At 41.5% G+C, this 25,285-nt stretch carries 9 protein-coding genes; 6 read left to right on the top strand and 3 right to left on the bottom strand.

Annotated elements, in window-relative coordinates:
• The first annotated feature begins 22 nt into the window (after nt 1-22).
• The 3 genes from NIZ91_12240 to NIZ91_12230 all read left to right on the top strand — a co-directional run bounded on the left by NIZ91_12240 (nt 23) and on the right by NIZ91_12230 (nt 3,579).
• Nucleotides 23-1,294: an extracellular solute-binding protein gene (locus NIZ91_12240; GenBank protein USY53527.1), complete on the top strand. Its 1,272-nt coding sequence runs from the start codon at nt 23-25 to the stop codon at nt 1,292-1,294.
• 129 nt (nt 1,295-1,423) lie between these two features.
• Nucleotides 1,424-2,734, top strand: a complete 1,311-nt coding sequence (locus NIZ91_12235) for a sugar ABC transporter permease (GenBank protein ID USY53526.1) — start codon at nt 1,424-1,426, stop codon at nt 2,732-2,734.
• A gap of 2 nt (nt 2,735-2,736) precedes the next feature.
• A complete protein-coding gene (locus NIZ91_12230; protein ID USY53525.1) occupies nt 2,737-3,579 on the top strand; it encodes a sugar ABC transporter permease in 843 nt (280 codons plus the stop codon).
• Between the two features lie 86 nt (nt 3,580-3,665).
• Here the strand turns inward: NIZ91_12230 and NIZ91_12225 are convergent, their stop codons facing one another.
• Nucleotides 3,666-5,477 carry a glycosyltransferase gene (locus tag NIZ91_12225; protein USY53524.1) on the bottom strand — a complete coding sequence of 604 codons (1,812 nt, stop codon included), beginning with the start codon at nt 5,475-5,477 and terminating at the stop codon, nt 3,666-3,668.
• 177 nt (nt 5,478-5,654) lie between these two features.
• On the opposite strand from NIZ91_12225, the gene NIZ91_12220 reads away from it, so the two are divergent.
• Entirely contained in the window at nt 5,655-6,065 is a 411-nt protein-coding gene (locus tag NIZ91_12220) for a hypothetical protein (protein USY53523.1), read from the top strand.
• A 49-nt stretch (nt 6,066-6,114) separates the two neighbouring features.
• On the opposite strand, the gene NIZ91_12215 is transcribed toward NIZ91_12220, so the two are convergent.
• Nucleotides 6,115-7,842, bottom strand: coding sequence for a glycosyltransferase (locus tag NIZ91_12215; protein ID USY53522.1), 1,728 nt, complete (start codon nt 7,840-7,842; stop codon nt 6,115-6,117).
• Nucleotides 7,843-8,016: 174 nt separating this feature from the next.
• Between NIZ91_12215 and NIZ91_12210 the strand changes: the two genes are divergently transcribed.
• Nucleotides 8,017-8,724, top strand: a complete 708-nt coding sequence (locus NIZ91_12210) for a glycosyltransferase (protein USY53521.1) — start codon at nt 8,017-8,019, stop codon at nt 8,722-8,724.
• A 42-nt stretch (nt 8,725-8,766) separates the two neighbouring features.
• Here the strand turns inward: NIZ91_12210 and NIZ91_12205 are convergent, their stop codons facing one another.
• Nucleotides 8,767-9,417, bottom strand: a complete 651-nt coding sequence (locus NIZ91_12205; protein USY53520.1) for a hypothetical protein — start codon at nt 9,415-9,417, stop codon at nt 8,767-8,769.
• A gap of 150 nt (nt 9,418-9,567) precedes the next feature.
• Here NIZ91_12205 and NIZ91_12200 point away from each other — a divergent pair, with 150 nt between their 5' ends.
• Nucleotides 9,568-25,245 (top strand): tandem-95 repeat protein, encoded by a 15,678-nt coding sequence (locus NIZ91_12200; protein ID USY53519.1) that lies wholly within the window; start codon nt 9,568-9,570, stop codon nt 25,243-25,245.
• Nucleotides 25,246-25,285 lie beyond the last annotated feature (40 nt).

Here is a 25,285-nt window from a genome sequence, read left to right as displayed (position 1 = left end):
ATAGGTCAACGGAGGGGTTAAAATGAAGAAAGCGTTATCAGTTTTGATGACTTCAGCGCTAACAGTAGGTATGTTAGCAGCGTGTGGTCCAGAAGAAGGTGCAACAAGTACGACACCAGGATCTGGGAGTGGGGGAGAAAAACCAGAAAAGCTAGTTGTTTGGGAAGATAAAGATAAAGGACCAGCACTAGACTATGCAATTAAAAGTTTTGAAAAAGAACATGGTATTAAAATTGAGTATAAAGAAGTAGAAACAACAAAAATTCAGGAGCAGCTAGCGTTGGACGGGCCTGCTGGAACAGCTCCAGACGTTGTAACAATTCCTCATGATAACATTGGTCCAGCTGTTACGAAAGGGTTGCTTGCAGAGTTAACAACTACTTCAGATGAGACAACATCTCGCTTTAGTGAATCATCAATTGATGCAATGACGTTTGATGGTAAGCTTTACGGTTTGCCAAAAGCAACGGAAACGCCAGTACTTGTGTATAACAAAGCATTGATGAAAGAAGCTCCAAAAACAATGGACGAACTTAAAGCCTTTTCAGAAGACTTCACAAAAGACGGGAAGTATGGCTTTTTAGCGCTACTGGATAACTATTACTTTGCACATGGTTTCCTAAGTGGTTACGGTGGTTACGTATTCGGTGAAAAAGACGGTTCATTTGATACAAAAGACTTGGGTGTCAACAATGCTGAAGCAGTTGAAGCAGTTGACTACATCAACACTTGGTACAAAGACAAGCTGTTACCGAATGGTATTATTGGAGAAAACGGTGGTAGCGCATTAGACGGTCTATTTAACGAAGGTAAAGTAGCTTCTGTTATGAATGGTCCATGGTCTTTCCAAGGCTATAAAGCAGCGGGAATTGATATTGGTGCCGCTCCAATGCCAAAGTTACCAAACGGTGAACCAGTTAAAACGTTTATGGGTGTAAAAGGTTGGAACGTTACATCATTCTCAACTAATAAAGAATGGGCTGAAAAATTTATTGACCATATCACAAACGATGAGAATGCAAAAAAACGCTTTGAGTTAACACAAGAAATTCCACCAAATACAGCGTTGCTTGAAGATCCAATTATTAAAGACAATGAGTTAGCTTCTGCAGTTGCTATGCAATCTCAAGATGCAGTACCGATGCCGTCGATTCCTGAAATGTCAGAAGTTTGGCCTCCAATGCAAAGCGCAGTTCAAACCGTTATTACGGGTAAAGCGGATTCTAAAAAAGCTCTAGATGAAGCACGTAAAACAATTGAAGAAAACATCAAAGCAAACCACAGCGGTAAATAAACAATCTGTTAAAGGAAAGAAGTACCTTTGATTCTTCAGGGGTACTCTTTCCTTACTAATAAGGCAAGCGTTTGCGCTATGAAAAGACTTACTATTTTGCTTATTTAGAATGAAAAGGAGAGGCCATACATGGAGCTAAAACATGCTGAAAATCAGCCCGAGCAAACATTTCAAGGTAGCAACCATCGTAAAATAGCGTTAGGATTATCCATCATCCCCGGGTTAGGTCAGCTATATAATCGTCAAATTCTAAAAGGAATGTTGTTTCTTCTACTTACTATTTCCTTCGTTGTTGTATTTAAAGATTTTTTGAACATTGGTTTATGGGGACTTGTGACACTTGGTGAAGTGCTGCCGCGAGACCATTCAATCTTCTTGCTAGTATACGGAATCTTGTCCGTTATTTTACTCGTGTTTGCACTCGGGTTTTATGTGTTTAACTTACGTGATGCCTATAAAAACGGAGAGAAGCGTGATTTAGGCCTACGTATCAGTACGGTAAAAGAGCAATATCACAATTTACTAGATAACGGATTTCCGTATCTCATGATTTCACCAGGTTTTGTTCTTCTTGTTTTTGTTGTCATTTTTCCAATTTTGTTTGTTATTTTATTAGCATTTACAAACTATGATCTCTACCACTCACCGCCAGCAAAGCTTGTCGATTGGGTAGGATTTAAGAACTTTATTGATATGGCAACGGTGCCAATTTGGCGAGAAACGTTTATCAGCGTGTTTGCATGGACGTTAATTTGGACATTTGGCGCAACAACCCTTCAAGTAGCATTGGGTATCTTTTTAGCGATTTTAATTAATCAAAAAGATTTAAAAGGGAAAGCAATTATTCGTACTGTATTTATTTTACCTTGGGCGGTACCAGGCTTTGTTTCCATCCTAGTGTTTGCAGGAATGTTTAACGAGACCTTCGGAGCGATTAATAATGACATCCTCGCTTTTTTAGGAATTGAAGGAATAAATTGGATGACGGAACCACTTTGGAGCCGAGTGGCTTTAATTATGATCCAGACGTGGTTAGGATTTCCGTTTATCTTCGCAATGACAACAGGTGTGCTTCAATCAATTCCAGAAGAGTTGTACGAAGCGGCAACGGTAGATGGGGCAACGGCTGTTCAAAAATTCACGAAAATTACGTTACCGCTTGTTCTTTTTGCAACGGCACCAATTTTAATTACCCAGTATACGTTTAACTTTAACAACTTTAACGTGATTTACTTATTTAATGCTGGTGGACCTGCGGTATCAGGTCAAACAGCTGGAAGTACAGATATTCTAATATCATGGATTTATAAGCTGACGATGACGACTCAGCAATATGGAAAAGCTGCAGCCATTACAATGTTATTGTCAGTGATTGTTATCACTGTGGCGCTATGGCAATTTAAGCGCACAAAATCATTCCAAGAAGAGGATATGATGTAACTATGAGTATAAAAACAAAAAAAACCATTCGTCTCACTTTATCATATGCAGTTGTACTAGTTATGTTTGCCATTATCTTATATCCAATTCTTTGGATTATTGGTTCGTCTTTAAATCCCGGAGATAGCCTGTCTGGTTCAAAAATGTTTCCGGAAAATGCTACGTTCAAGCACTATGCAGCCTTATTTGATACGAGCCAAAGTAATTATTTAATTTGGTATGCGAACTCGTTGAAAATTAGTATCTCAACTATGATTTTATCTCTTATTTTAGTTAGCCTAACTGCTTATTCATTTTCTCGCTATCGATTTGTTGGAAGAAAAAATGGATTATTAACGTTTTTAGTGTTACAAATGATTCCAAACTTTGCAGCATTAATTGCTATTTTTGTGCTTGCGACGGTTACAAAGTTAATCGATACACATCTTGGGTTAATTTTAATCTATGTAGGTGGAGCTATTCCAATGAATACATGGTTAATGAAAGGGTATTTAGATACGATTCCAAAAGAGCTAGATGAGTCTGCAAAGATGGACGGAGCTGGGCATCTTCGTATCTTTTTCCAAATCGTTATGCCGTTAGCCAAGCCAATCATTGCTGTTATTGCATTATTTACGTTTACAGCTCCGTTTGGAGATTTCATTTTAGCAAAGGTATTGCTTCGTTCAGGCGAAAATTACACCTTGGCAGTTGGCTTATATGATATGATTTCAAGACAATTCGGGAACCAATTTACGGCTTTTGCGGCAGGGTCTGTACTCATTGCCGTTCCGATTGCTCTTTTATTCCTAGTTTGTCAAAAGTACTTTATCTCAGGCTTAACAGCCGGAGGGACAAAGGGATAATTATGTGAATCTTAATCGTATAGGAATGCACAGCTTCCTTATATGAACATCAACACAAATAAACAGGCACAGTGAAATGTGCCTGTTTATTTGTGTGCATCTTGTAAAAAGGAATAGCATGCTTTTTCAAATGCTGCGACGCTGTTTGAAAGCTGCCATCTTTCAGCTTCTTGTTCACCGTTATTTTTCAACTTTGCAAGGAGTGCAGGATCTTGAATTAAGCGGATGATATCCTCACCGAGTCGATTTTCATACCGGTAAGACATTAAGCAGGTTTCTTCATGACGTCCGTATTCGGTATTTCCACCGGCATAGACACCTACGATTGCTGCACCGCACTTCATGGCTTCAAGCCCCGGTAAAACAGCTGTTTCATAAATGGAAGAAGTCACAAAAATATCTGCTCGGTTGTAATAAGCGCACAGTTCATAGTCATCTTTTGGAGAATAGAATAAAAAGCCTTCCTTATTTCGCAAGTCTTGTAACATAGGAGACTGAGCAAACTCATTTGGTGGACAAATCAGATTGATTCGTACACTTGGAAACTGTTTTTTGACAACCTTTAGTTGCTCAATTAAATAATCCTGGTCACGCTGCCAAGAATATCCACCTTCTGGTATCCTCACAATAGCAGAGATTGTGAGCGGTTTTCTTTTATTGGATAATGACAGCTTTGAAAAGTTAGGATTTACATAAATAGGAATATGTTCACCTTTAATACCATGAAGTAATGAGATTAATTCTTGCTGGTAGCGTGAGATAACAAGCAAATAAGGTGTTGTATTGTAAGACTGAAAAGAAACGCTTTGTTCAGGAAGAAACACGGGCTCATAGCATAAGCTAAAGCGCGCGTGAATGCCTTTTCCTTGAGCGCTTGCAGCCGCAGCAGACGGAACGGTTGAGTAGAAGTTTGAGATAATTAAGTCACTGTTTGGATAGTCTTGCTCCGTTATCACAGCACCAGGAGTCCTTGTAATCTTTGCTTTTACGTCATACTCTATGTCACCTTGTGGAGGCATTAAAATGGTTACATTATGCCCTAAATCAACAAGGCCGTTACTAATATCAGCAAGCATGCGCTGAGCGCCACCTTTGCACAGCGTTAAAATAGGAAACGTAATGTTTAAAGGCTTGTTTGCAGGCTGAGAAAAGGACTGCGATGCCAAAGAATTAATAAGACCAGGTGATGAACCTTTTTCAAGCTGTACCATGTTGTTGAGCACGGAACGGTGTGATTCTTGGACTGCCTTAATTTCACGCTCAATTTCTTTTGTATGCTTCTTAGTTCCCATTTCTTCATGAACACGATAGTGAACAAGCGGTTCATTAAGATAATAAAACTCGTAGGCAGGAACGCAGCGCAGCCAGTAATCGTAGTCTTGTGTAAATCGTAGCGTTTCATTAAATAGTCCGAGGGTAGAAAAAACGTCCATTTTCATCATGATGGTGCAGCCGTTAACGCTACAGCCGATTTGAAGGTGCTCAATAAAATCTAACTTCCGGTCAAAATAAACGCCTGCTAAAGGTACAGTAACTTCGCTATTGTTGTTAATAAGTGCGTAGTTTGAATGGCTTATATAGGCGTTATGAGCCTTCATAAAGCGGAGCTGCTTTTCTACTTTATCATGAACAAATAAATCATCAGAGCTCAGCCATGCAAAGTAATCACCAGTTGCATGCTGAATGCCAACATTTAAAGCGCTGGCAGTTCCCCCGTTTTTCTTTTCAATATAGCGAATTCGATCTAAATAAGGAGTCACTTTTTCAGTGTGAATTGTGGAGCCGTCATTAACAACAATTACTTCAATATTTGAATAGGTTTGCTGCAGAGCACTTTCAATTGCTTGTTGAACATAGGAACAATTATAAAAAGGAATAATAATTGATACTTTTTCCATTGCAAATCCCTTCTTCCTGACGTGCTTTAAATTAAGAGCTAGTTACATAGTATGAAAGACAAGTAGAAAAAGTGAAATTACAAGATTTTTGGTAAAAATTGGTTTTTTGTCCAAACATAATTTACTATATTTCATATAATAAATTGTCAGTATATTTTTATATAAGGAGGAAACAAATTGAGACCTATTGATGATTTTAATGCAAGTGTACCGAGTAACTTTAATAATAGTTTAGACCGAGCTATTCCAACTATCGGCACTATTGTTTTAGCTGAATTTGGACTGGCAGTTCCTCGTCCAGGATCCACCGTGTTATTAGATTGTACAATTGGGATTCGCTCTTTCTTAGGATTACCCAACATCTTAGTTAGCGTATTACGTGATGGTGGTATTATCGGGTCTGCTCAAATAAGTACGCTGGCAGTAAATGAAATTCGACTTGCTGCATTTCAAATTGTAGATTCAAATGCTCCTGTTGGCTATCATGCGTATACGATTACTGCTGAATTGTTAAATCCACTTTTAACACAAGCACGCGTTACCGGTCCTTTAACGTTTACCGGTACTACAATCGGCCCTGTTTCATAACGTGAACTCCTTCCACTTATTGAAGTTTAGAAAGTGGAAGGGGGTTTTTTTATATTTGAGAGAGCATTTGCTTAAAGTTGGCTGCATATTCCTGGGGTGAAAAGTGCTGAATGATATGGGTGACACCCTGGTGTCGAATCGTTTCACGCAGCGATTTATTGGTAAGGAGTTCTATTCCTTCTTTTACGGCTTCTTCAATGTTACCTAATGTAAAGAATTTTCCAGTTTGGTTATGGATAATAAAACTTTTTACACCGTCTGAATCCGTAGATAAAACGGGACATTTACAAACCATTGCTTCTAATACTGCATAGCCAAATCCCTCTACTTTAGAAGTGGAGCATAAAAACCCTCCCGAATCCCCAATGATTGAAAAATACTCTGCCATTTTGGCATGAGGTTGATTGGCGTAAATAGTTAAATGACTTCTGAGGTTAAGCTGATCAACTAAACACTCAAATGCTTCACGCTCAGCGGAGGTTGAAAGCGTATTGTCTTCGAACATCCAAAGCTTTACATCAGCTGAATGTTTTATAATATGAGATCCAATGCGAAGGAAGTCACGCCAGTTTTTATTGTCCTCAAGCCTTCCTACCCATCCAATAATTGGGGTAGGTTGTTTTGGCAGCGGTTGATAATGGAATTGCCTTGTATCAAAACAGTTATGAAAGCAAAATTGTTGTTTTGAAGACAAATACTGTTGGAAAGCATCGATAAGATGAGGAGTGTTAGGGTATAGAATGGCATCGCTATAGTTTTTAATATAAGAGTGTGCATGACCCTTTAAATAAGCATTCGTATACTCTTTATCTGTTCCTAATCCTTGCACTTCATAAATTAAATGACCTTTATAGCCTAATTGTCGCAGTCTTTTTAAAAGAAGATAATCTGTATTAACGATAATAGCATCATAGTTTTCTTTTGAAATAATTTCTTTTATTTTCACATCTTCATTGGTCACAAATACAGAAGCATTGACTTTGTTTTGGAGGCCCGTTCCAGGCTGTGTATATAAAAAATCACATTGAATACTTGATTCAGATAAAGCGTAAAAGCGCTGCCGGTTTAATGTTTCAACCCCTCCACTTGGAATATAAAACGTAAACAATAACTTTTTTTTGTGTAACTTTACAGGGTTTTCTATAACGTGAGCACCTGTTTCAACACAGCTTTGAACGGTTGTTTCTTCACAAAGCGGCCAATACTGAATCATGTGACCTTCTATGTGATCGATAATAGTTTGATAAAAAGCTTGAATAAGTGGTTCTGTTCGTACGATATTCCATAGTCTAACTTCTTGTAAATCACCTTGAAAGTACCCATATGAAGGGTGTCCACCAAAACAAAAGTGAGGAATGATTTTTCTTCGGCGACTTAAAATTCCCGTTTTAGCTAGGACACCATTCACGTATAAAGAGGGAGTACGGTGATGATAAACGAGCGCTACGTGTGTCCAGCCCTCAATTGAACAAGGATATACAAGCGTTGGTGTAAAATGATCTTTGCCAATTTCATAAACAGAAATGCCATTGGTGCCAACGGAAATGGCAATGAACGCTTCAGCGACTGTAAGAGCTTGATCGTCAGCAGGTGCAATTACAAAAGGTTGATTTTCAAGAGGGGATACGCCGGAGCGACTCTCTTTCCTAAGAGTTTGTTCCTTAGTTGGACGCACCCAAAATTCAATTGTAAACGTATTTGAAATAGCATCAGAAGTTGGTGGACTCGCTTGTAGCTGTTCATTACCAGAAAATGATGCGTAAGAAGAGTGAAGCATATGAGAGGACCTCCTCTTTTCAATTTGTGCATACAAGTACGCGTTTTCATTTCTTTCATGCTATTTCATACATATATGATGAGGAAAAGGTTTATGTTCATTATCGATAAAAACTCTGTATAATCACGTATTTGTTTCGATTTCATAGGGTAGTAAAAAGGAGTGATTTATAAAGTGTGCAAAGTATCAGTTATCGTACCTTTTTATAACTGCGCCTACATTGATCAAGCTCTTGATAGCTTATTGAAGCAAACATATTCAAATGTCGAAATTATTGTAGTGAACGATGGAGCAACGGAACATTCTGATAGAATCAGCCCTTATCTGCATCGTATTATTTATATTGAAAAAGAAAATGGAGGAACGGCTAGTGCTTTAAACGTAGGACTTCGTCGCGCTTCTGGAGAATATATTTGCTGGTTAAGCTCAGATGATGTTTACCCAGCGAATAAAATTGAAGATCAATTAACATTTATGCTTAAAGAGAATGCTTCTTTCTCATATACAGATTATCACTTAATTAATAAAAAAGGTGCGATTACATCAAGGTCAATTGGAGTTTTTTATGAGAGTCGATTACGAATGCTTAAAGAGATGAGTAAAGGAAACTTTATCAATGGATGTACCGTTATGATAAAAAAAGAAGTGTTCGACCGCGTAGGTACGTTTAATGAAACTTTACTTTACACTCATGATTATGATATGTGGTTAAGAATTATTAAGCAGGTTCCAATCCACTATATTGATAATCCGCTTTTATATTACAGGGTTCATGAAAAAATGGGAACCATGCGCTATGGCAGGACCATTAGAAAAGAAGTTAAACGCGTAATTTCTTCTCATAAAAGTACAATGCAGCAAGCGATTGCCAAAGAACAATAAAAGAGCACTGTTTCTTAGTTGGAAACAGTGCTTTTTGGTATGCTAACAGCTTTTGTGTTTACAATGACTTGGCTGTAAATCTTCCCGAGGGGTAATGTAAGATCCCTCAATTTCAATTGTTTTAGTATAGCCACTGGTAATGCTTTGACAGATACTTACTTCTACACGAAGTTCTTGAACGTTGTTAATGCACGAAGGTGTAACGTTAAACTCAACGCTTGTTACGTCAACCTGAATAGTTGTATCTAGAGGTGCATAAAGATATACGGTTTCTCGAATCGTAAAGGGGATTGGATTAGATTTGCAAATTTGCCCAGTTGTTTTATCAACGAGCGTCAAAAGATATTGCCCTTGTTTTTGAATTACTGCTCGATGGAGAACGGGACAGTTTTCTTCGTCATTCAAGCGTTTTTTTGAGCGCGTCATTGAATTCGTTAATTCAGTGATAGCTATGCCGCGCTCGGGTGAGATTGGACATCCATTTTCATCAACAATCATTGCTTCAATAAAGAAGCGATTGCGCTGTAACAGAAGGTCGCATAAGTTAATGCCGCTAATAATTCCGTCTGTTCCATTACTTCTAAAGACGTCTAGCGCACCCTCGTACTTCTTTTGAATCCAGTCATAAACGTGAAATGCATTTACACAATGAGTTTGGCGAGAGGATAAAGAGGATGACAATGCTTTATTCATTCCTTTCTACTAGAATCTATGAGTTAGTATACTCAACTCTTCACAGAATGTGTGCTGGGTAAATGTCTTGATTTTTCAAACTGTCAGGAACATTTTGGAAAAATTCTTTATATCTTATTAAATGTATAGCAAAAGATGAGGTGAAATACTGTGCCATATATTAATCGATTTTTAGGAAATGCGAACGGGGCCATTACATTTACGGGCAATACATTTGGTCTCAGTAAACAAAATAATGCAAATGCCCCGGGAACAGCTCATGCAATAGGAACATTTTCTAGTACCAATCCAAACTCAATTGATGGTTCGTACTCGCTTGGTACAACTGCAGATTGGAGGCAAAATTCGTCAAGTGCAGTTTTAAGGTTACCTACAACTACAACAAGAATTTTATATGCGGAGCTTATCTGGGGTGGAACATATAGCGTAACGGGTGAAAATGTTAGCGCGTTTATTAATAATTCAATTACGTTTCGAACACCAAACGGAAATTTTACTGTTGCACCTGATTCGGCAACAAGCTCAACCTTGACCACTTCTCCAAATTTATTTTACGTACGCAGTGCAAATGTTACCAACTTAGTAACAGGAGCCGGCACGTATACAGCTGTTGGGGTTCCTGGTACGCAATCTGATGCTGATAACTCACTCAATTCAGCAGGGTGGACGTTGGCCGTGGTTTATGAAGATCCTTTGCAACGTTCTCGTAATCTATCAGTGTTTGTGGGAGCTGAATTGACAAGTAGCGCTGGAACATCAACGGCTACTGTATCGGGATTTGGTACACCTGTAACTGGGAATGTAAGTGGACGGCTTTTGATTAGTACAATTGAAGGAGATTCAATTTTAACTGGAGATCAGCTTCAGTTTGGCCCTACAGCAGCTACCCTTCAAGCCGTATCTGGACCAAATAATCCCATTAATAACTTCTTTGCCTCACAAATTAATAATGATGCTGGAACCTTGGATACATCGGGAACGTTTGGCAATCTCAATCATCCAGTTGGAACGAATATTTCAGGCGCTCGTCAAGGGTGGGATATTACAAATATTGATGTATCATCGAGGCTCCAAAACAACCAAACCAGTGCCGTGGTACGTGGAACTACGCAAGGAGAAACATACGTTATTAATTCTCTTGGTGTACAAATTGATATCAATGCCCCGATTGTTAGTGTTGAAAAAACAGCAAATGTATCATCTGCGCGAACAGGTGATATTATTACCTACACGGTGCGTGCCCAAAATACGGGAACGGCGGATGCTAGTTTAGTAATCGCAACTGATGCATTATCCAATGCAACTAGATTTATAGCTAATAGTTTAACTATTAACGGTGTCCAACAGCCGAATGCGAATATTCAAAACGGCATTTCTCTGGGAACTATTGGGATTAACCAAACCATTACCGTCACTTACCGAGTACAGGTAGCAGGACCTTTAACAAATATCTCCCAGCTGTCTAATCAAGTATTTTTAAACTATCAGTTTCAAAGCACTCCGGGTAATACAGTCACTGGAGGTGCTGCATCCTTATTAAACAACGTAACGGCAGTTAACACAGCACCAACCGTTCCAAACTATACTGTTACAAATCCTGAAGATACACCTGCAATTGGGCAAGTAGTAGGAAATGATGTAGATGGTAATCCGCTAACTTATCAACTTGGTACAGTTCCTGCTAATGGCAGCGTCTCAGTTAATCCTAACGGACAATTTATTTATACACCCAGATTAAATTTTAACGGAACGGATACGTTTACAGTTATTGTGAATGATGGTCAGGGAGGCACAGCAACCTCAACCGTAACCCTTATTATTACGCCTGTGAATGATGCACCTAGTACGCAAAACTATTCTCTGGAAACACTTGAAGACACGCCTTTAAATGGTCGGATCGTTGCTACTGATCCCGATGGTGATGTATTAACATTTACATTACAAAACACGCCAACCAACGGCTTTGTAAATCTTAGGGCAGATGGCACATACACATATACGCCAAATCTCAATTTTAATGGAACGGACCAATTTAGTGTTGTAGTGAGTGATGGTCAAGGGGGTACAGCCGTTTCAATCGTAACGATAGCAATTATAGCCGTTAATGATCCGCCAACCGTTCCAGACTATGCGTTTACCACGCAAGAAGACGCGTCTATTACAGGTGCAGTTGTAGGGACAGACGTAGATGGAAACCCTCTAACTTACGTGCTTCAAGCGCAGGCTTCAAACGGAATCGCAGTGGTGAACGCAAACGGCACGTTTACGTACACACCGAATCCCAATTTTAACGGAACAGACGTGTTTACGGTATTAGTGAGCGATGGTCAGGGAGGCACGGCTATTTCGACAATTACAATTAACGTACTGGCAGTGAACGACCCACCAGTAACAGGGAATCTTTCATTTACAATTAATGAAGACACCCTATTGTCTAATCGAGTGACGGCTGTAGACCCTGATGGAGATGCTTTAACCTTTAGTCTGCAAAATCCTCCAACAAATGGAGTAGTCGTAGTAAACGTGGACGGAACATTTACGTATACGCCGAAGGAAAACTTTAATGGAACGGACGTGTTTACCGTATTGGTAAGCGATGGTCAAGGAGGGACAGCAGTCTCAACCGTAACGATTACGGTGGCAGCTGTTAACGATGCGCCAACCGTACCTAATTATACGTTTACCATTGCGGAAGATGGCGCGTTAAGTGGGGTCATTGTTGGAAACGATGTAGACGGAGATTCCTTAACGTATAGGCTTCAAGCACAGGCTTCAAATGGAGTGGCAGTGGTGAACGCAAACGGCACGTTTACGTATACACCGAACTCCAATTTTAACGGGACGGACACGTTTTCAGTACTGGTGAGCGATGTTCAAGGGGCGACAGTACTATCAACCGTCACGGTTAACGTACTAGCCGTGAACGATCCACCAGTGACGGGAAATTTGTTCTTTTTAATTGAAGAAGATACGGTATTGACGAATCAAGTGACGGCAACAGATGCGGACGGAGACTCATTAACGTTTAGCTTGCAAAATGCCCCGGTTAATGGAGTCGTATTGGTGAACGCAAACGGCACGTTTACGTATACACCGAATTTAAATTTTAACGGAACAGACGTGTTTACCGTATTGGTAAGCGACGGTCAAGGAGGGACAGCGGTATCAACAGTCAATATTACCATAGTACCTGTTAATGACGCACCAACCGTACCTGATTACACGTTTACTATTCAAGAAGACAGTGCAGCAACTGGAAGGATTGTTGCTGTTGATTCTGATGGAGATGTGCTTACGTATACGCTTCAAACTCAAGGGGCAAACGGTACGGCAGTAGTGAACGCAGATGGAACATTTACGTATACGCCTAATCCAAATTTTAACGGAACGGACGTGTTTACCGTATTGGTAAGCGACGGTCAAGGAGGGACGGCAGTATCAACCGTCACAATCACGGTGTTACCAGTCAACGACCCGCCGGTGACGGGAAATCTGTTCTTTTTAATGGCAGAAGATACGGTGTTAACAAACCAAGTAACGGCGACGGATGTAGACGGAGATGCATTAACGTTTAGCTTACAAAATACCCCCGTCAATGGAGTCGTGGTGGTGAATGCAAACGGAACGTTTACGTATACGCCGAATCTCAATTTTAATGGAACAGACGTGTTTACCGTATTGGTAAGCGACGGTCAAGGGGGCACGGCAGTATCAACGGTCAACATTACAATATCACCTGTGAATGACGCGCCAACGGTCCCTGACTATACGTTTACGATTCAGGAAGATAATGCCGCAATTGGAAGGGTTGTGGCTGTTGATCCTGACGGAGATGTGCTTACGTATACGCTTCAAACTCAAGGGGCAAACGGAGTAGCAATAGTCAATACGGACGGAACGTTTACGTATACGCCGAATCTCAATTTTAACGGCACGGATGTGTTTACCGTGTTGGTAAGCGACGGTCAAGGAGCGACGGCAGTCTCAACCGTCACAATTACGGTGTTACCGGTCAATGACCCGCCAGTGACGGGGAATTTGTTCTTTTTACTTGAAGAAGATACGATATTGACGAATCAAGTAACGGCGACGGATGCCGATGGAGATGCATTAACGTTTAGCTTACAAAATGCCCCGGTCAATGGAGTCGTGGTGGTGAACGCGGACGGAACGTTTACGTATACGCCGAATCTCAATTTTAACGGAACAGACGTGTTTACCGTATTGGTAAGTGATGGTCAAGGAGGCACAGCGGTATCAACCGTAACGATTACGGTTACTGCTATTAATGATGCGCCAACGGTCCCTGACTACACGTTTACAATTGCAGAAGACAATGAAATAAGTGGCGTTATTGTTGGAAACGATGTAGATGGAGACCCGTTAACATATACACTTCAAACGCAAGCAGCAAATGGAGTAGCCGTGGTAAACATAGACGGTGCATTTACGTACACACCAACCCAAAATTTTAACGGTACGGATATGTTTACGGTATTGGTAAGCGATGGTCAAGGAGGTACAGCAGCTTCAACTGTCACGGTTAATGTACTATCAGTCAACGATTCGCCAGTGACTGGGAATCTCTTCTTTTTAATTGGGGAGGATACTGTACTAGCAAATCAAATAACAGCAACAGACGTAGATGGAGACTTCTTAACGTTTGGTTTACAAAATAATCCTGTGAACGGAGTTGCTGTGGTGAACGTGGACGGAACGTTTACGTATACGCCAAATTCCAATTTCAACGGAACAGATGCATTTACGGTATTGGTAAGCGACGGTCAAGGAGGCACGGCAGTCTCAACCGTAACGATTACGGTGACAGCTGTTAACGATGCGCCAACCGTACCTGATTATACCTTTACCATTCAAGAAGACGGTGAGATAAATGCAGTCATTGTAGGAAGCGACGTAGATGGAGATTCTTTAACATATACGCTCCAAACACAGGCCACAAATGGAGTGGCAGTGGTGAACGCAGACGGAACGTTTACGTATACGCCAAACCTGAACTTTAACGGAACCGACGCGTTTACGGTGTTGGTAAGCGACGGTCAAGGAGCAACGGCAGTCTCAACCGTCACAGTTAACGTACTAGCGGTAAACGACCTACCAGTGACGGGAAATCTTTTCTTTTTACTTGAAGAAGATACGATATTAACGAACCAAGTAACGGCAACGGATGCCGATGGAGATGCATTAACGTTTAGCTTGCAAAATGGTCCGATAAACGGAGCAGCAGTAGTTAATGCAGACGGAACGTTTACGTATACGCCGAATCTCAATTTTAATGGAACAGATGCGTTTACCGTATTGGTAAGCGATGGTCAAGGAGGCACGGCGGTTTCAACCATTAACATTACAATAGCGCCGGTGAATGACGCACCAACGGTCCCTAATTACACCTTTACCATTCAAGAAGACAGCGTAGCGACTGGAAGCGTTGTTGCCGTTGATCCTGATGGAGATGTGCTTACGTATAGTCTTCAAACTCAAGGGGCAAACGGAGTAGCCGTGGTGAACGCAGACGGAACGTTTACGTATACGCCAAACCTGAATTTTAACGGAACCGACGCGTTTACGGTGTTAGTAAGCGACGGTCAAGGGGGGACGGCAGTCTCAACCGTCACAGTTAACGTACTAGCGGTGAACGACCCGCCAGTGACGGGAAATCTTTTCTTTTTAATCGCAGAAGATGCGGTATTGACAAATCAAGTAACAGCGACGGATGCCGATGGAGATCCCTTAACGTTTAGCTTACAAAATGCCCCGGTCAATGGAATCGTGGTGGTGAACGTGGACGGTACGTTTACGTATACACCAAACCTGAATTTTAACGGAACCGACGCGTTTACGGTGTTAGTAAGCGACGGTCAAGGAGGCACGGCGGTATCAACGGTTAACATTGCAATAGCACCTGTGAATGACGCACCAACGGTCCCTGACTATACGTTTACGATTCAGGAAGATAACGTGGCAATTGGAAGTGTTGTTGCTATCGACCTTGATGGAGATGTGCTTACGTATAGTCTTCAAGCTCAAGGGGCAAATGGAGTGACAGTGGTTAACGCGGACGGGACGTTTGCGTATACGCCAAATGAAAACTTTAACGGTACGGATGTGTTTACGGTGTTGGTAAGCGATGGTCAAGGAGGTACGGCAGTATCAACCGTCACAATCACGGTGTTACCGGTCAATGATCCGCCGGTGACGGGAAATCTTTTCTTTTTAATCGCAGAAGATACGGCGTTGACTAATCAAGTAACGGCGACGGATGCAGATGGAGACGCCTTAACGTTTAGTTTACAAAATGGTCCGATAAACGGAGCTTCCGTAGTCAATGCAGACGGTACGTTTACGTATACACCAAACCTCAATTTTAACGGGACGGATGCGTTTACGGTATTGGTAAGCGATGGTCAAGGAGGCACAGCGGTATCAACGATTACTATTACAATAGCACCGGTGAATGATGCGCCAACGGTACCTAATTACACCTTTATAACAGAAGAAGATGACGTATTGATTGGGGTTATTGTAGGAAACGATGTAGATGGAGACTTTTTAACATATAGTCTTCAAACGCAAGCAGGAAATGGAGTAGTAGTAGTAAATCCAGACGGAACGTTTACGTATACGCCGAACCCCAATTTTAACGGCACGGATACGTTTACGGTATTGGTGAGCGATGGTCAAGGAGGCACAGCGGTTTCCACAGTTATAGTAAATGTAGAAGCGATTAATGACCCGCCTGTTACAGCTAACCTTGTCTTTACAATTGCAGAAGATACTTTCCTTTTTAACCAAATTCCAGGTACAGACCCGGACGGAGATGCCTTAACGTTTACTTTATTAAACGCACCTAGAAATGGGAATGCACTTGTAAACTTAAACGGTACATTTACGTATATCCCAGCTGCGAATTACAACGGAAACGATGTGTTTACAGTATTAGTCTCAGACAACCAAGGAGGAACAGCCGTTTCAAGTGTTTTCGTTACAATTGTACCAGTAAATGATCCCCCCATTGTTAATAATCGAACAGTTACAACAACTATAAATATTGCTGTTATAAGTAGTGTTCCTGCCTCAGATATTGAAGGTGATTCGCTCACTTACACGGTAGATCAAATTCCAGCTAACGGTATAGTGGTGCTGAATGTTGATGGAGTATTTACGTATACGCCTAATTTGGATTTTATTGGGGATGATGTGTTTACAGTGCTTGTTACGGATTCTCAAGGTGCCAGTGGTCTCTCAACTATTACAGTTGACGTACTAGCAACCAACGGTACGACTGTTGCATTTGCCAGCCAATTAACCACTCCAGAAGATATTCCTGTTCAAGGGCAAATTAACGCAACAAATACGTTAGGCAATCCTCTTTTTTATACCGTACAAAACCCTCCAACTTTTGGAACAGTTATATTAAATTCTGCTACAGGTGCATACACGTATACGCCGGACCAAAATTATAATGGGAACGATTCATTCACAGTATTTGTAACAGATAATCTTGGAGGAAATGCAGCATCTTCTCAGATTATTACGGTAACTTCAGTGAACGATGCACCAGTTGTACCAAACTATCAGCTTACAACCCTTGAAGATACACCTGTATCTTCAGAAGTAATAGCAACCGACGTGGATGGAAATCTCTTGGTTTATTCACTTCTTATTGAGCCAGCAAATGGAACTGCCATTGTTGAATCAACAGGGGTATACACGTATATACCAAGTCTCAATTTCAATGGTTTAGACAGCTTTACAGTGCTTGTTGATGATGGTCAAGGAGGAACAGCCACATCCATTATAACCGTTACGATAACTCCAGTGAATGATCCTCCTGTAGGACCAAACGAATTAACTTTTATTGTTGCAGAAGATGCGATTTTGGCTGGGCAGGTAATTGCTACAGACCCAGACGGAGACATATTGGCATATACGTTACAAACGCAGGCTGTAAATGGAGTTGCCGTTGTAAACGCAGATGGAACATTCACGTATACGCCGAATGCAAATTATAACGGCATGGACTCTTTTACTGTTCGAATTAGTGATCCATCTGGTGTATTTATCATTACAACTATTATGGTGACGGTAACTCCTGTTAATGATTCACCTATTGTACCTAATTATGGTTTTGAAATTAATGAAGATACGGTATTGAACAGCGTAGTTATTGGAAGTGATATAGATGGAGATCCGTTGACGTATGCTCTACAAACACAAGCAACAAACGGAGTGGCAGCAGTAAACTTGGATGGAACATTTACGTATACACCAAACGTAAACTTCAACGGAATCGATGTGTTTACGGTGTTAGTCAGTGATAATCAAGGAGGAACAGCAATATCTACCGTTACTGTTACAGTAACATCCGTCAACGATGCGCCGATTGCACCATCGCTGATTACAATTACAACGGTTGAAGATATGTCTGTAGGAAGTATCATTAACGCCACGGATCCAGATGGAGATGCGCTGACCTTTACAATCGAAAGTGCACCAATAAGCGGAACTGCAGTTATTAATGCAGACGGCACGTTTACGTATACCCCCAATCTTAACTTTACAGGAGCAGACGCGTTTACGGTACGGGTGGCAGATCCAAGCGGAGCATTTGTCATTGTTAATGTGCAGGTTACTGTCAGTCCAGTAAACGACGCTCCAATAGCGCCAAACTATCAGTTTATGTTGAATGAAGATACGATTTTAACAAGCCGCGTCATTGGAACAGATGTGGATGGAGACGTGCTGACATATGCGCTCCAAACACAAGCAGGAAGCGGAGTCGCTGTTGTGAATGCCGACGGTACGTTCACCTATACGCCAAACGTAAACTTCAACGGAATCGATGCCTTTACGGTGTTAGTCAGTGATAATCAAGGAGGAACAGCGATATCTACTGTCACTGTAACAGTGACACCCGTCAACGATGCGCCGATTGCGCCATCGCTGATTACAATTACGACCGCTGAAGATACGCTTGTAGGAAGCGTTATTAACGCTACGGATCCAGATGGAGATGCGCTGACCTTTACGGTTGAAAGTGCACCGGTAAACGGCACGGCATTAGCCAATGCCGACGGCACGTTTACGTATACCCCAAACCTTAATTTTACAGGAACGGATACGTTTACGATCCGAGTGGCAGACCCAAGCGGAGCATTCGCTATTGTTAATGTGCAGGTCACTGTCAGTCCAGTAAATGATGCACCAGTTGTACCAAACTATCAGTTCACGTTGAATGAAGATACGGTTTTAACAAGCCGTGTCATTGGAACGGATGTAGACGGAGGTGTGCTGACATACGTACTCCAAATACAAGCAGCAAACGGAGTCGCTGTTGTAAATGCCGATGGTACGTTTACGTATACCCCAAACGCGAACTTTAACGGTACAGATTTCTTTACGGTGTTAGTGAGCGATAATCAAGGAGAAACAGTGGTATCTACCATCACTGTAACAGTGACACCCGTCAACGATGCGCCGGTTGCTCCATTCCTAATTACAATTACGACAGCGGAAGATACGCCTGTGGGAAATATTGTTAACGCTACGGATCCAGATGGAGATGCGTTGACCTTTACGATTGAAAGTACACCAACAAGCGGAACTGCAGTTATTAATGCTGATAGTACGTTTACGTATACACCGAATCTTAACTTTACAGGAATGGATACGTTCACTATACGGGTGGCAGACCCAAGCGGAGCATTCGTCATTGTTAATGTGCAGGTTACTGTCAGTCCAGTAAATGACGCTCCAACAGTACCAAACTATCAGTTCACGTTAAATGAAGAAGCGATTTTAACAAGCCGCGTCATTGGAACGGATGTGGACGGAGACGTGCTGACGTACGTACTTCAAACACAAGCAGCAAATGGAGTTGCTGTTGTGAATGCCGACGGCACGTTTGCGTATACACCGAATTCTAACTTTAACGGTACAGATTTCTTTACGGTGTTAGTGAGCGATAATCAAGGAGAAACAGTGGTATCTACCATCACTGTGACTGTGATACCCGTCAACGATGCGCCAATTGCGCCATCGCTGATTACAATTATGACAGCGGAAGATACGCTTGTAGGAAGCACTATTAACGCAACAGACCCTGATGGAGACGTTCTGGCCTTTACGATTGAAAGTGCGCCGACCAACGGAACGGCTGTTGTGAATACAGACGGTACGTTTACGTATACGCCGAACCTGAATTATAACGGTATGGACTCCTTTGCTGTTCGAATTAGTGATCCGTCTGATGCGTTTATTATTACAACAATTATGGTCACAGTAATACCGGTGAACGACCCGCCGGTTGTACCCAACTATAGCTTTACTATCAACGAAGATACGGTTTTAAACAATGTGATTATTGGAAGCGATATAGATGGAGACGTATTAACATATAGTTTGCAAACGCAAGCAACAAGCGGCATTGCGGTGGTGAACGTGGACGGCACGTTTTCATATACCCCAAATGCGAACTTTAATGGAGTTGATCAGTTCATCGTTCTAGTTAGCGATGCCCAAGGCGCTACGGCAGTATCCACTGTTAACATAACTGTGACACCTGTGAACGATGCGCCGATTGCGCCATCGCTGATTATCATCACAACGGCTGAAGATACGCCCGTAGGAAGTGTTATTAACGCAACAGACCCTGATGGAGAAGGAATAACCTTTGTCATTGAAAATGCACCGACCAACGGAACGGCTGTTGTGAATGCCGACGGTACGTTTACGTACACGCCAAATCTGAACTTTACGGGAACGGACTCGTTTAGCGTACGAGTAGCGGATGAGAGCGGCGGTTTTGTCATCGTGAACATTCAAGTGGTGGTAGCGCCAGAAAACGATGCGCCAGTGGTGCCAAATTACGAATTCACCACAGCAGAAGATACGGTTTTAACGAGTCGTGTCATCGGAACGGATGCAGACGGAGACGTTCTGACGTACGCGCTCCAAACGCAAGCAGGAAATGGAGTCGCTGTTGTAAACGGAGACGGCACGTTCACCTATACACCAAACGCGAACTTTAACGGAATAGATGTATTTACAGTACTAGTGAGTGATAATCAAGGAGGCACAGCGTTATCCACGATTACGATAACCGTGACGCCTGTGAACGATGCGCCGATTGCACCATCGCTGATTATCATCACCACAGCAGAAGATACGCCTGTAGGAAGTGTTATTAATGCAACAGACCCAGATGAAGACGCACTAACCTTTATCATTGAAAACGCACCGATAAATGGAACGGCTGTTGTGAATGCCGACGGTACGTTTACGTACACGCCAAATCTGAATTTTACGGGAACGGACGCGTTTAGCGTACGAGTAGCGGATGCGAGCGGCGGCTTTGTCATCGTCAGCATCCAAGTAGGAGTAGTGCCAGAAAACGATGCGCCAGTGGTGCCAAACTACGAATTCACGACAGCAGAAGATACGGTTTTAACGAGTCGTGTCATCGGAACAGATGTGGACGGAGATGTTCTGACATACGCGCTCCAAACGCAAGCAGGAAACGGAGTCGCTGTTGTGAACGGAGACGGCACGTTCACCTATACGCCAAACGCAAACTTTAACGGAATAGATGTATTTACAGTACTAGTGAGCGATGATCAAGGAGGCACAGCGTTATCCACGATTACGATAATCGTGACGCCTGTGAACGATGCGCCAATTGCGCCATCGCTGATTACCATCACGACTTCTGAAGATACGCCTGTAGGAAGTGTTATTAATGCAACAGACCCCGATGGAGACGCACTAACCTTTACGATTGAAAACGCACCGATAAATGGAACGGCTGTGGTGAATGCCGACGGTACGTTTACGTACATCCCAAATCTTAACTTTACGGGAACGGACGCGTTTAGCTTACGGGTAGCGGATGGAAGCGGTGGTTTTGTCATCGTGAACATTCAAGTGGTGGTAGCGCCAGAAAACGATGCGCCAGTGGTGCCAAATTATGAATTTACGACGATAGAAGATACGATTTTAACAAGCCGCGTTTTTGCAACAGATGTAGACGGAGATCCATTGACGTATACGTTACAAACGCAAGCAGCAAATGGAGTTGCAGAAGTGAACGAGGATGGCACGTTTACGTACACGGCAAACGTAAACTTTAACGGAGTGGATGAATTTACGGTACTTGTAAGTGATAACCAAGGTGGAACAGCTACTTCTATAATAAGAATTATTGTAATACCGGTAGACGATGCACCTGTTGCACCAAATGAGCTGTTTATTTCAACCCTAGAAGAAACACCTGTTTCATCTCAAATTAATGCTGTCGATCCAGAAGGATTACCACTTGTTTATACCATTGAAAATCAACCAGTAAATGGTGCAGTAATAATTGATAATAACGGTTTCTTTACGTATACGCCAAATGAAAATTTTTCTGGCATGGATACTTTTGCTGTAAGAATTACAGATGCAGGTGGTAGCTTTGTTATTACGAAAATAATGATAACTGTGGTACCTGTTGAGCAGCCACCAGCCGTGCCGAACTACTCTATTACAACTGTTCAAAATCAACCTGTACTTGGGCAAGTGGTAGGTACCGATCCCAATGGTGATTTGCTTACGTATCGAATAGGAGTACTACCTGAAAATGGTACTGTTACAGTGAACGGAGACGGTACGTTTATTTATACACCAAACTTAGATTACGTTGGAGAAGATCGCTTCAGAGTTATTGTAGAGGATACGACCGGATTAACGGCTACTTCGATTATAAACGTCACAATAGCACGAGCAAATCGTACTCCAGTAACGAATGACTTTACGATTGATACAAATGAAAACACATCAGTAAGCGGGCAAATACCAGGAGTTGATCCAGACGCAGAGCCAATTACGTTTTCACTGGTAGGCCCAGCGTTTAATGGAACAGTGATTGTTAACGTGGATGGCACGTTTACGTATACACCAAATCCAGGATTTACAGGCGTCGATTCATTTGCGGTTGAACTTCGAGATTCATCAGGAGCTGCGGCCATTTCAGTTGCAACAGTTAATGTTCTTAGCACAAACATTCCACCTATTGTTCCAGATTTATTTATTGTAACGGAACAAGGAACTTCAGCAACCGGGCAAGTACTTGCTTCAGATCCAGATGGAGATTCAATTGTTTTCCGAACCAATCTTCAGCCGCTAAACGGAACGGTAATCATTAATAGTGATGGGATTTTCACCTACATTCCCAACGTAGGATATGTTGGTCAAGATAATTTTTCAATAATTGCTGAAGATGCAAAAGGTGGTCAAGGCTTTGGTTCGGTCTTTGTAACAATTAATCAAAGAAGTAATCAACCTTTTACTGTATTGGGTACGACTGTTACAACTAGTATTAATGAACCGGTAGATGGAGCTATAATCGTAGATGATCCAGATAGATTAATCGCTTACTATCAGCTGGGCTTAGCCCCTCTTAACGGAACAGTAAGTCTTAATCAAGACGGGACGTTCACCTATACGCCAGAACCAGGATTTGTTGGGGAAGACTTTTTTGATATTATTGTAACGGACGTTAACGGTGTTCAGGCAGTAGGAACAGGCGTCATAATTGTCATCGTGGGAACCAGCGAGATTGATACCATGGACTATGAAATAGTAGGAGATTATAATTTTCCAATAAATGGTCAGTTGGTGGCGGTTAGTACAGCTGGCTTACCACTTATGTATATGATTCAAACAAACCCACAAAATGGAGCTGTGACGATTAATGTAGATGGCACATATGAATATGTACCGCAGCTAAACTTCTTTGGAACAGATGTTTTTTCAGTTCTTATTGTAGATACAGAAGGAAACAGTAGCATATCAACTGTTGTGGTATATATTCAGCGACCGGTAGCTCAGCAGCCAATTGTCACTGATCAAACCGTACAGCTAATTGAAGGAGATATAGTATCAGGAGCAATAATAGCAAGCGATCCGTTAGGGAGGCTTCTTACGTATACTCTCCTTGGCAGTGGAGCATCAAATGGTGAGGTTATACTAAATCAAGACGGCACTTTTATCTATACCCCTAATGCAAACTTTACTGGCACAGATTCATTTAGTGTTCTTGTTCAAAATGAAATTGGGCTTACGGCGACAACTACAGTTACCATTCTAGTTTCTGCTTTATTAAATCAAATAGTAGCACAAAACCGAGTCGTAAGAACACTTATTAATCAACCGGTAGATGGGCAAATTATTGCAACAGATCGTTTAGCTCGTCCGTTAACTTACTTGTTAAATTCGTCTCCAACCTATGGAACAGCGGTTGTAAATTCAGATGGTACATTCTTATATACACCAAATAGTGAGTTCAGTGGCCAGGATGCTTTTGAAGTATTAATTGTAAACGACCAGGGAGATGAAGTTGTTTCAACGGTTACGGTCATTGTTGACAGACCCCTTAATACCATCATGGTTCAAGATATGGCTGTTCAAACACTGCAAAATGAAATTGCTGAAGGTGCGATTGTTGCATCCGACTCTGAAAATCGCCCGCTACGTTTTTCTCAAAATACGGAACCAGTTAATGGAATTGTCACTGTAAACCCAAATGGCACGTTTATTTACAGGCCAAATGCTCAATTTTTTGGAATTGATTCTTTTACTGTACTTGTCCAAAATGATCAAGGAAGTTCAGCTATTGCAATTGTTAGAGTGGTAGTAGAGCAAATTCAAGACAGTATTATAGTAGAACCACTGACGGTTACCGGTCTTCAAGGTGAATCAATTAGCGGTCAGGTTATAGCTACGGACACGTTAAATCGACCTTTAACATTTACAGCACTAGTTGCACCTGCAAACGGAACCGTTATTCTTAACTCAGATGGCACGTTTATTTATACTCCAAACACAGGGTTTATTGGACTAGATAGTTTTGTAGTCAACATTGCAAATGATTTAGGTGATTTCTTAACGACGGTTGTCACAATTAGTATAACGAATCCTATAAATGAAATTCAGGCTCAAGATCAAGAAGTAACGGTTGTTGCTGGTCAGGTTATACAAGGGATTATTGCTGCACGTGATTCTCAAGGTCGCCCTTTAACATACACCATTGCTATTCCTCCTGTTTCTGGGGAAGTGGTGCTAAACAGCGACGGCACGTACGCATATACTCCAAATAGAGGGTTTGTAGGAAGAGATCAGTTTACTATTTTGATTCGAAATAGCGCCGGACAGCAAGCGTTTGTCACAATTACGGTGAATGTAACACCTTCTGATAATGTCATCACACCAAATAATGTTATGTTACAAACGCTTAGTAATACCCAGGTAAACGGCATATTTACGGCAACGGACAGTCAAGGTCGCCCGTTGACATACACGATTCGAACAGCACCTACAAATGGCACGGTTGTTTTGAACGCAAAAGGCGGATTTCAATATACGCCACGTTTAGGCTTTGTAGGAAGAGATCAGTTTTCGGTGTTTATAGTCGATGATACAGGAGCAGCAGCATCTGCCGTAGCTACAATTGAAGTTGTGGAACTACCAATCTCTCCTCCAATTATTAATGATCAAACGTTTCGCTTAAATATTAATGAAACAATTACAGCACAGGTTGTAGCAAGAGATCCGCAAAACTTTCAATTAAGTTATGAAATAATTGATAAACCGAGAAGTGGCGTTTTATTTATTGATGCTAGTACAGGAATCATTACCTACACGCCAAATCTAAATTATGTAGGGGGAGATTCAGCGGTTGTGCGCGTGACAAACAGCGAAGGGCAGTCAGCAATAGCTACGATTACATTTATTGTCCAGCGTGGATTAACATTCAAATGCTCAATTATATTATAAAAATTAAATATCAATAAAAGAATACGGTGAAACATAAAAA

Origin of the sequence: Bacillus sp. 1780r2a1 (genome assembly GCA_024134725.1) — a bacterium.
Taxonomy (GTDB): domain Bacteria; phylum Bacillota; class Bacilli; order Bacillales; family Bacillaceae_H; genus Priestia; species Priestia aryabhattai_A.
Note: the sequence above shows the minus strand (reverse complement) of the source record. Positions and strands in the feature narration are given on the sequence as shown.

Coding starts and splice junctions, on each gene's coding strand:
- NIZ91_12240 (USY53527.1), top strand. CDS start 23: ATGAAGAAAGCGTTATCAGTTTTGATGACTTCAGCGCTAACAGTAGGT.
- NIZ91_12235 (USY53526.1), top strand. CDS start 1,424: ATGGAGCTAAAACATGCTGAAAATCAGCCCGAGCAAACATTTCAAGGT.
- NIZ91_12230 (USY53525.1), top strand. CDS start 2,737: ATGAGTATAAAAACAAAAAAAACCATTCGTCTCACTTTATCATATGCA.
- NIZ91_12225 (USY53524.1), bottom strand. CDS start 5,477: ATGGAAAAAGTATCAATTATTATTCCTTTTTATAATTGTTCCTATGTT.
- NIZ91_12215 (USY53522.1), bottom strand. CDS start 7,842: ATGCTTCACTCTTCTTACGCATCATTTTCTGGTAATGAACAGCTACAA.
- NIZ91_12205 (USY53520.1), bottom strand. CDS start 9,417: ATGAATAAAGCATTGTCATCCTCTTTATCCTCTCGCCAAACTCATTGT.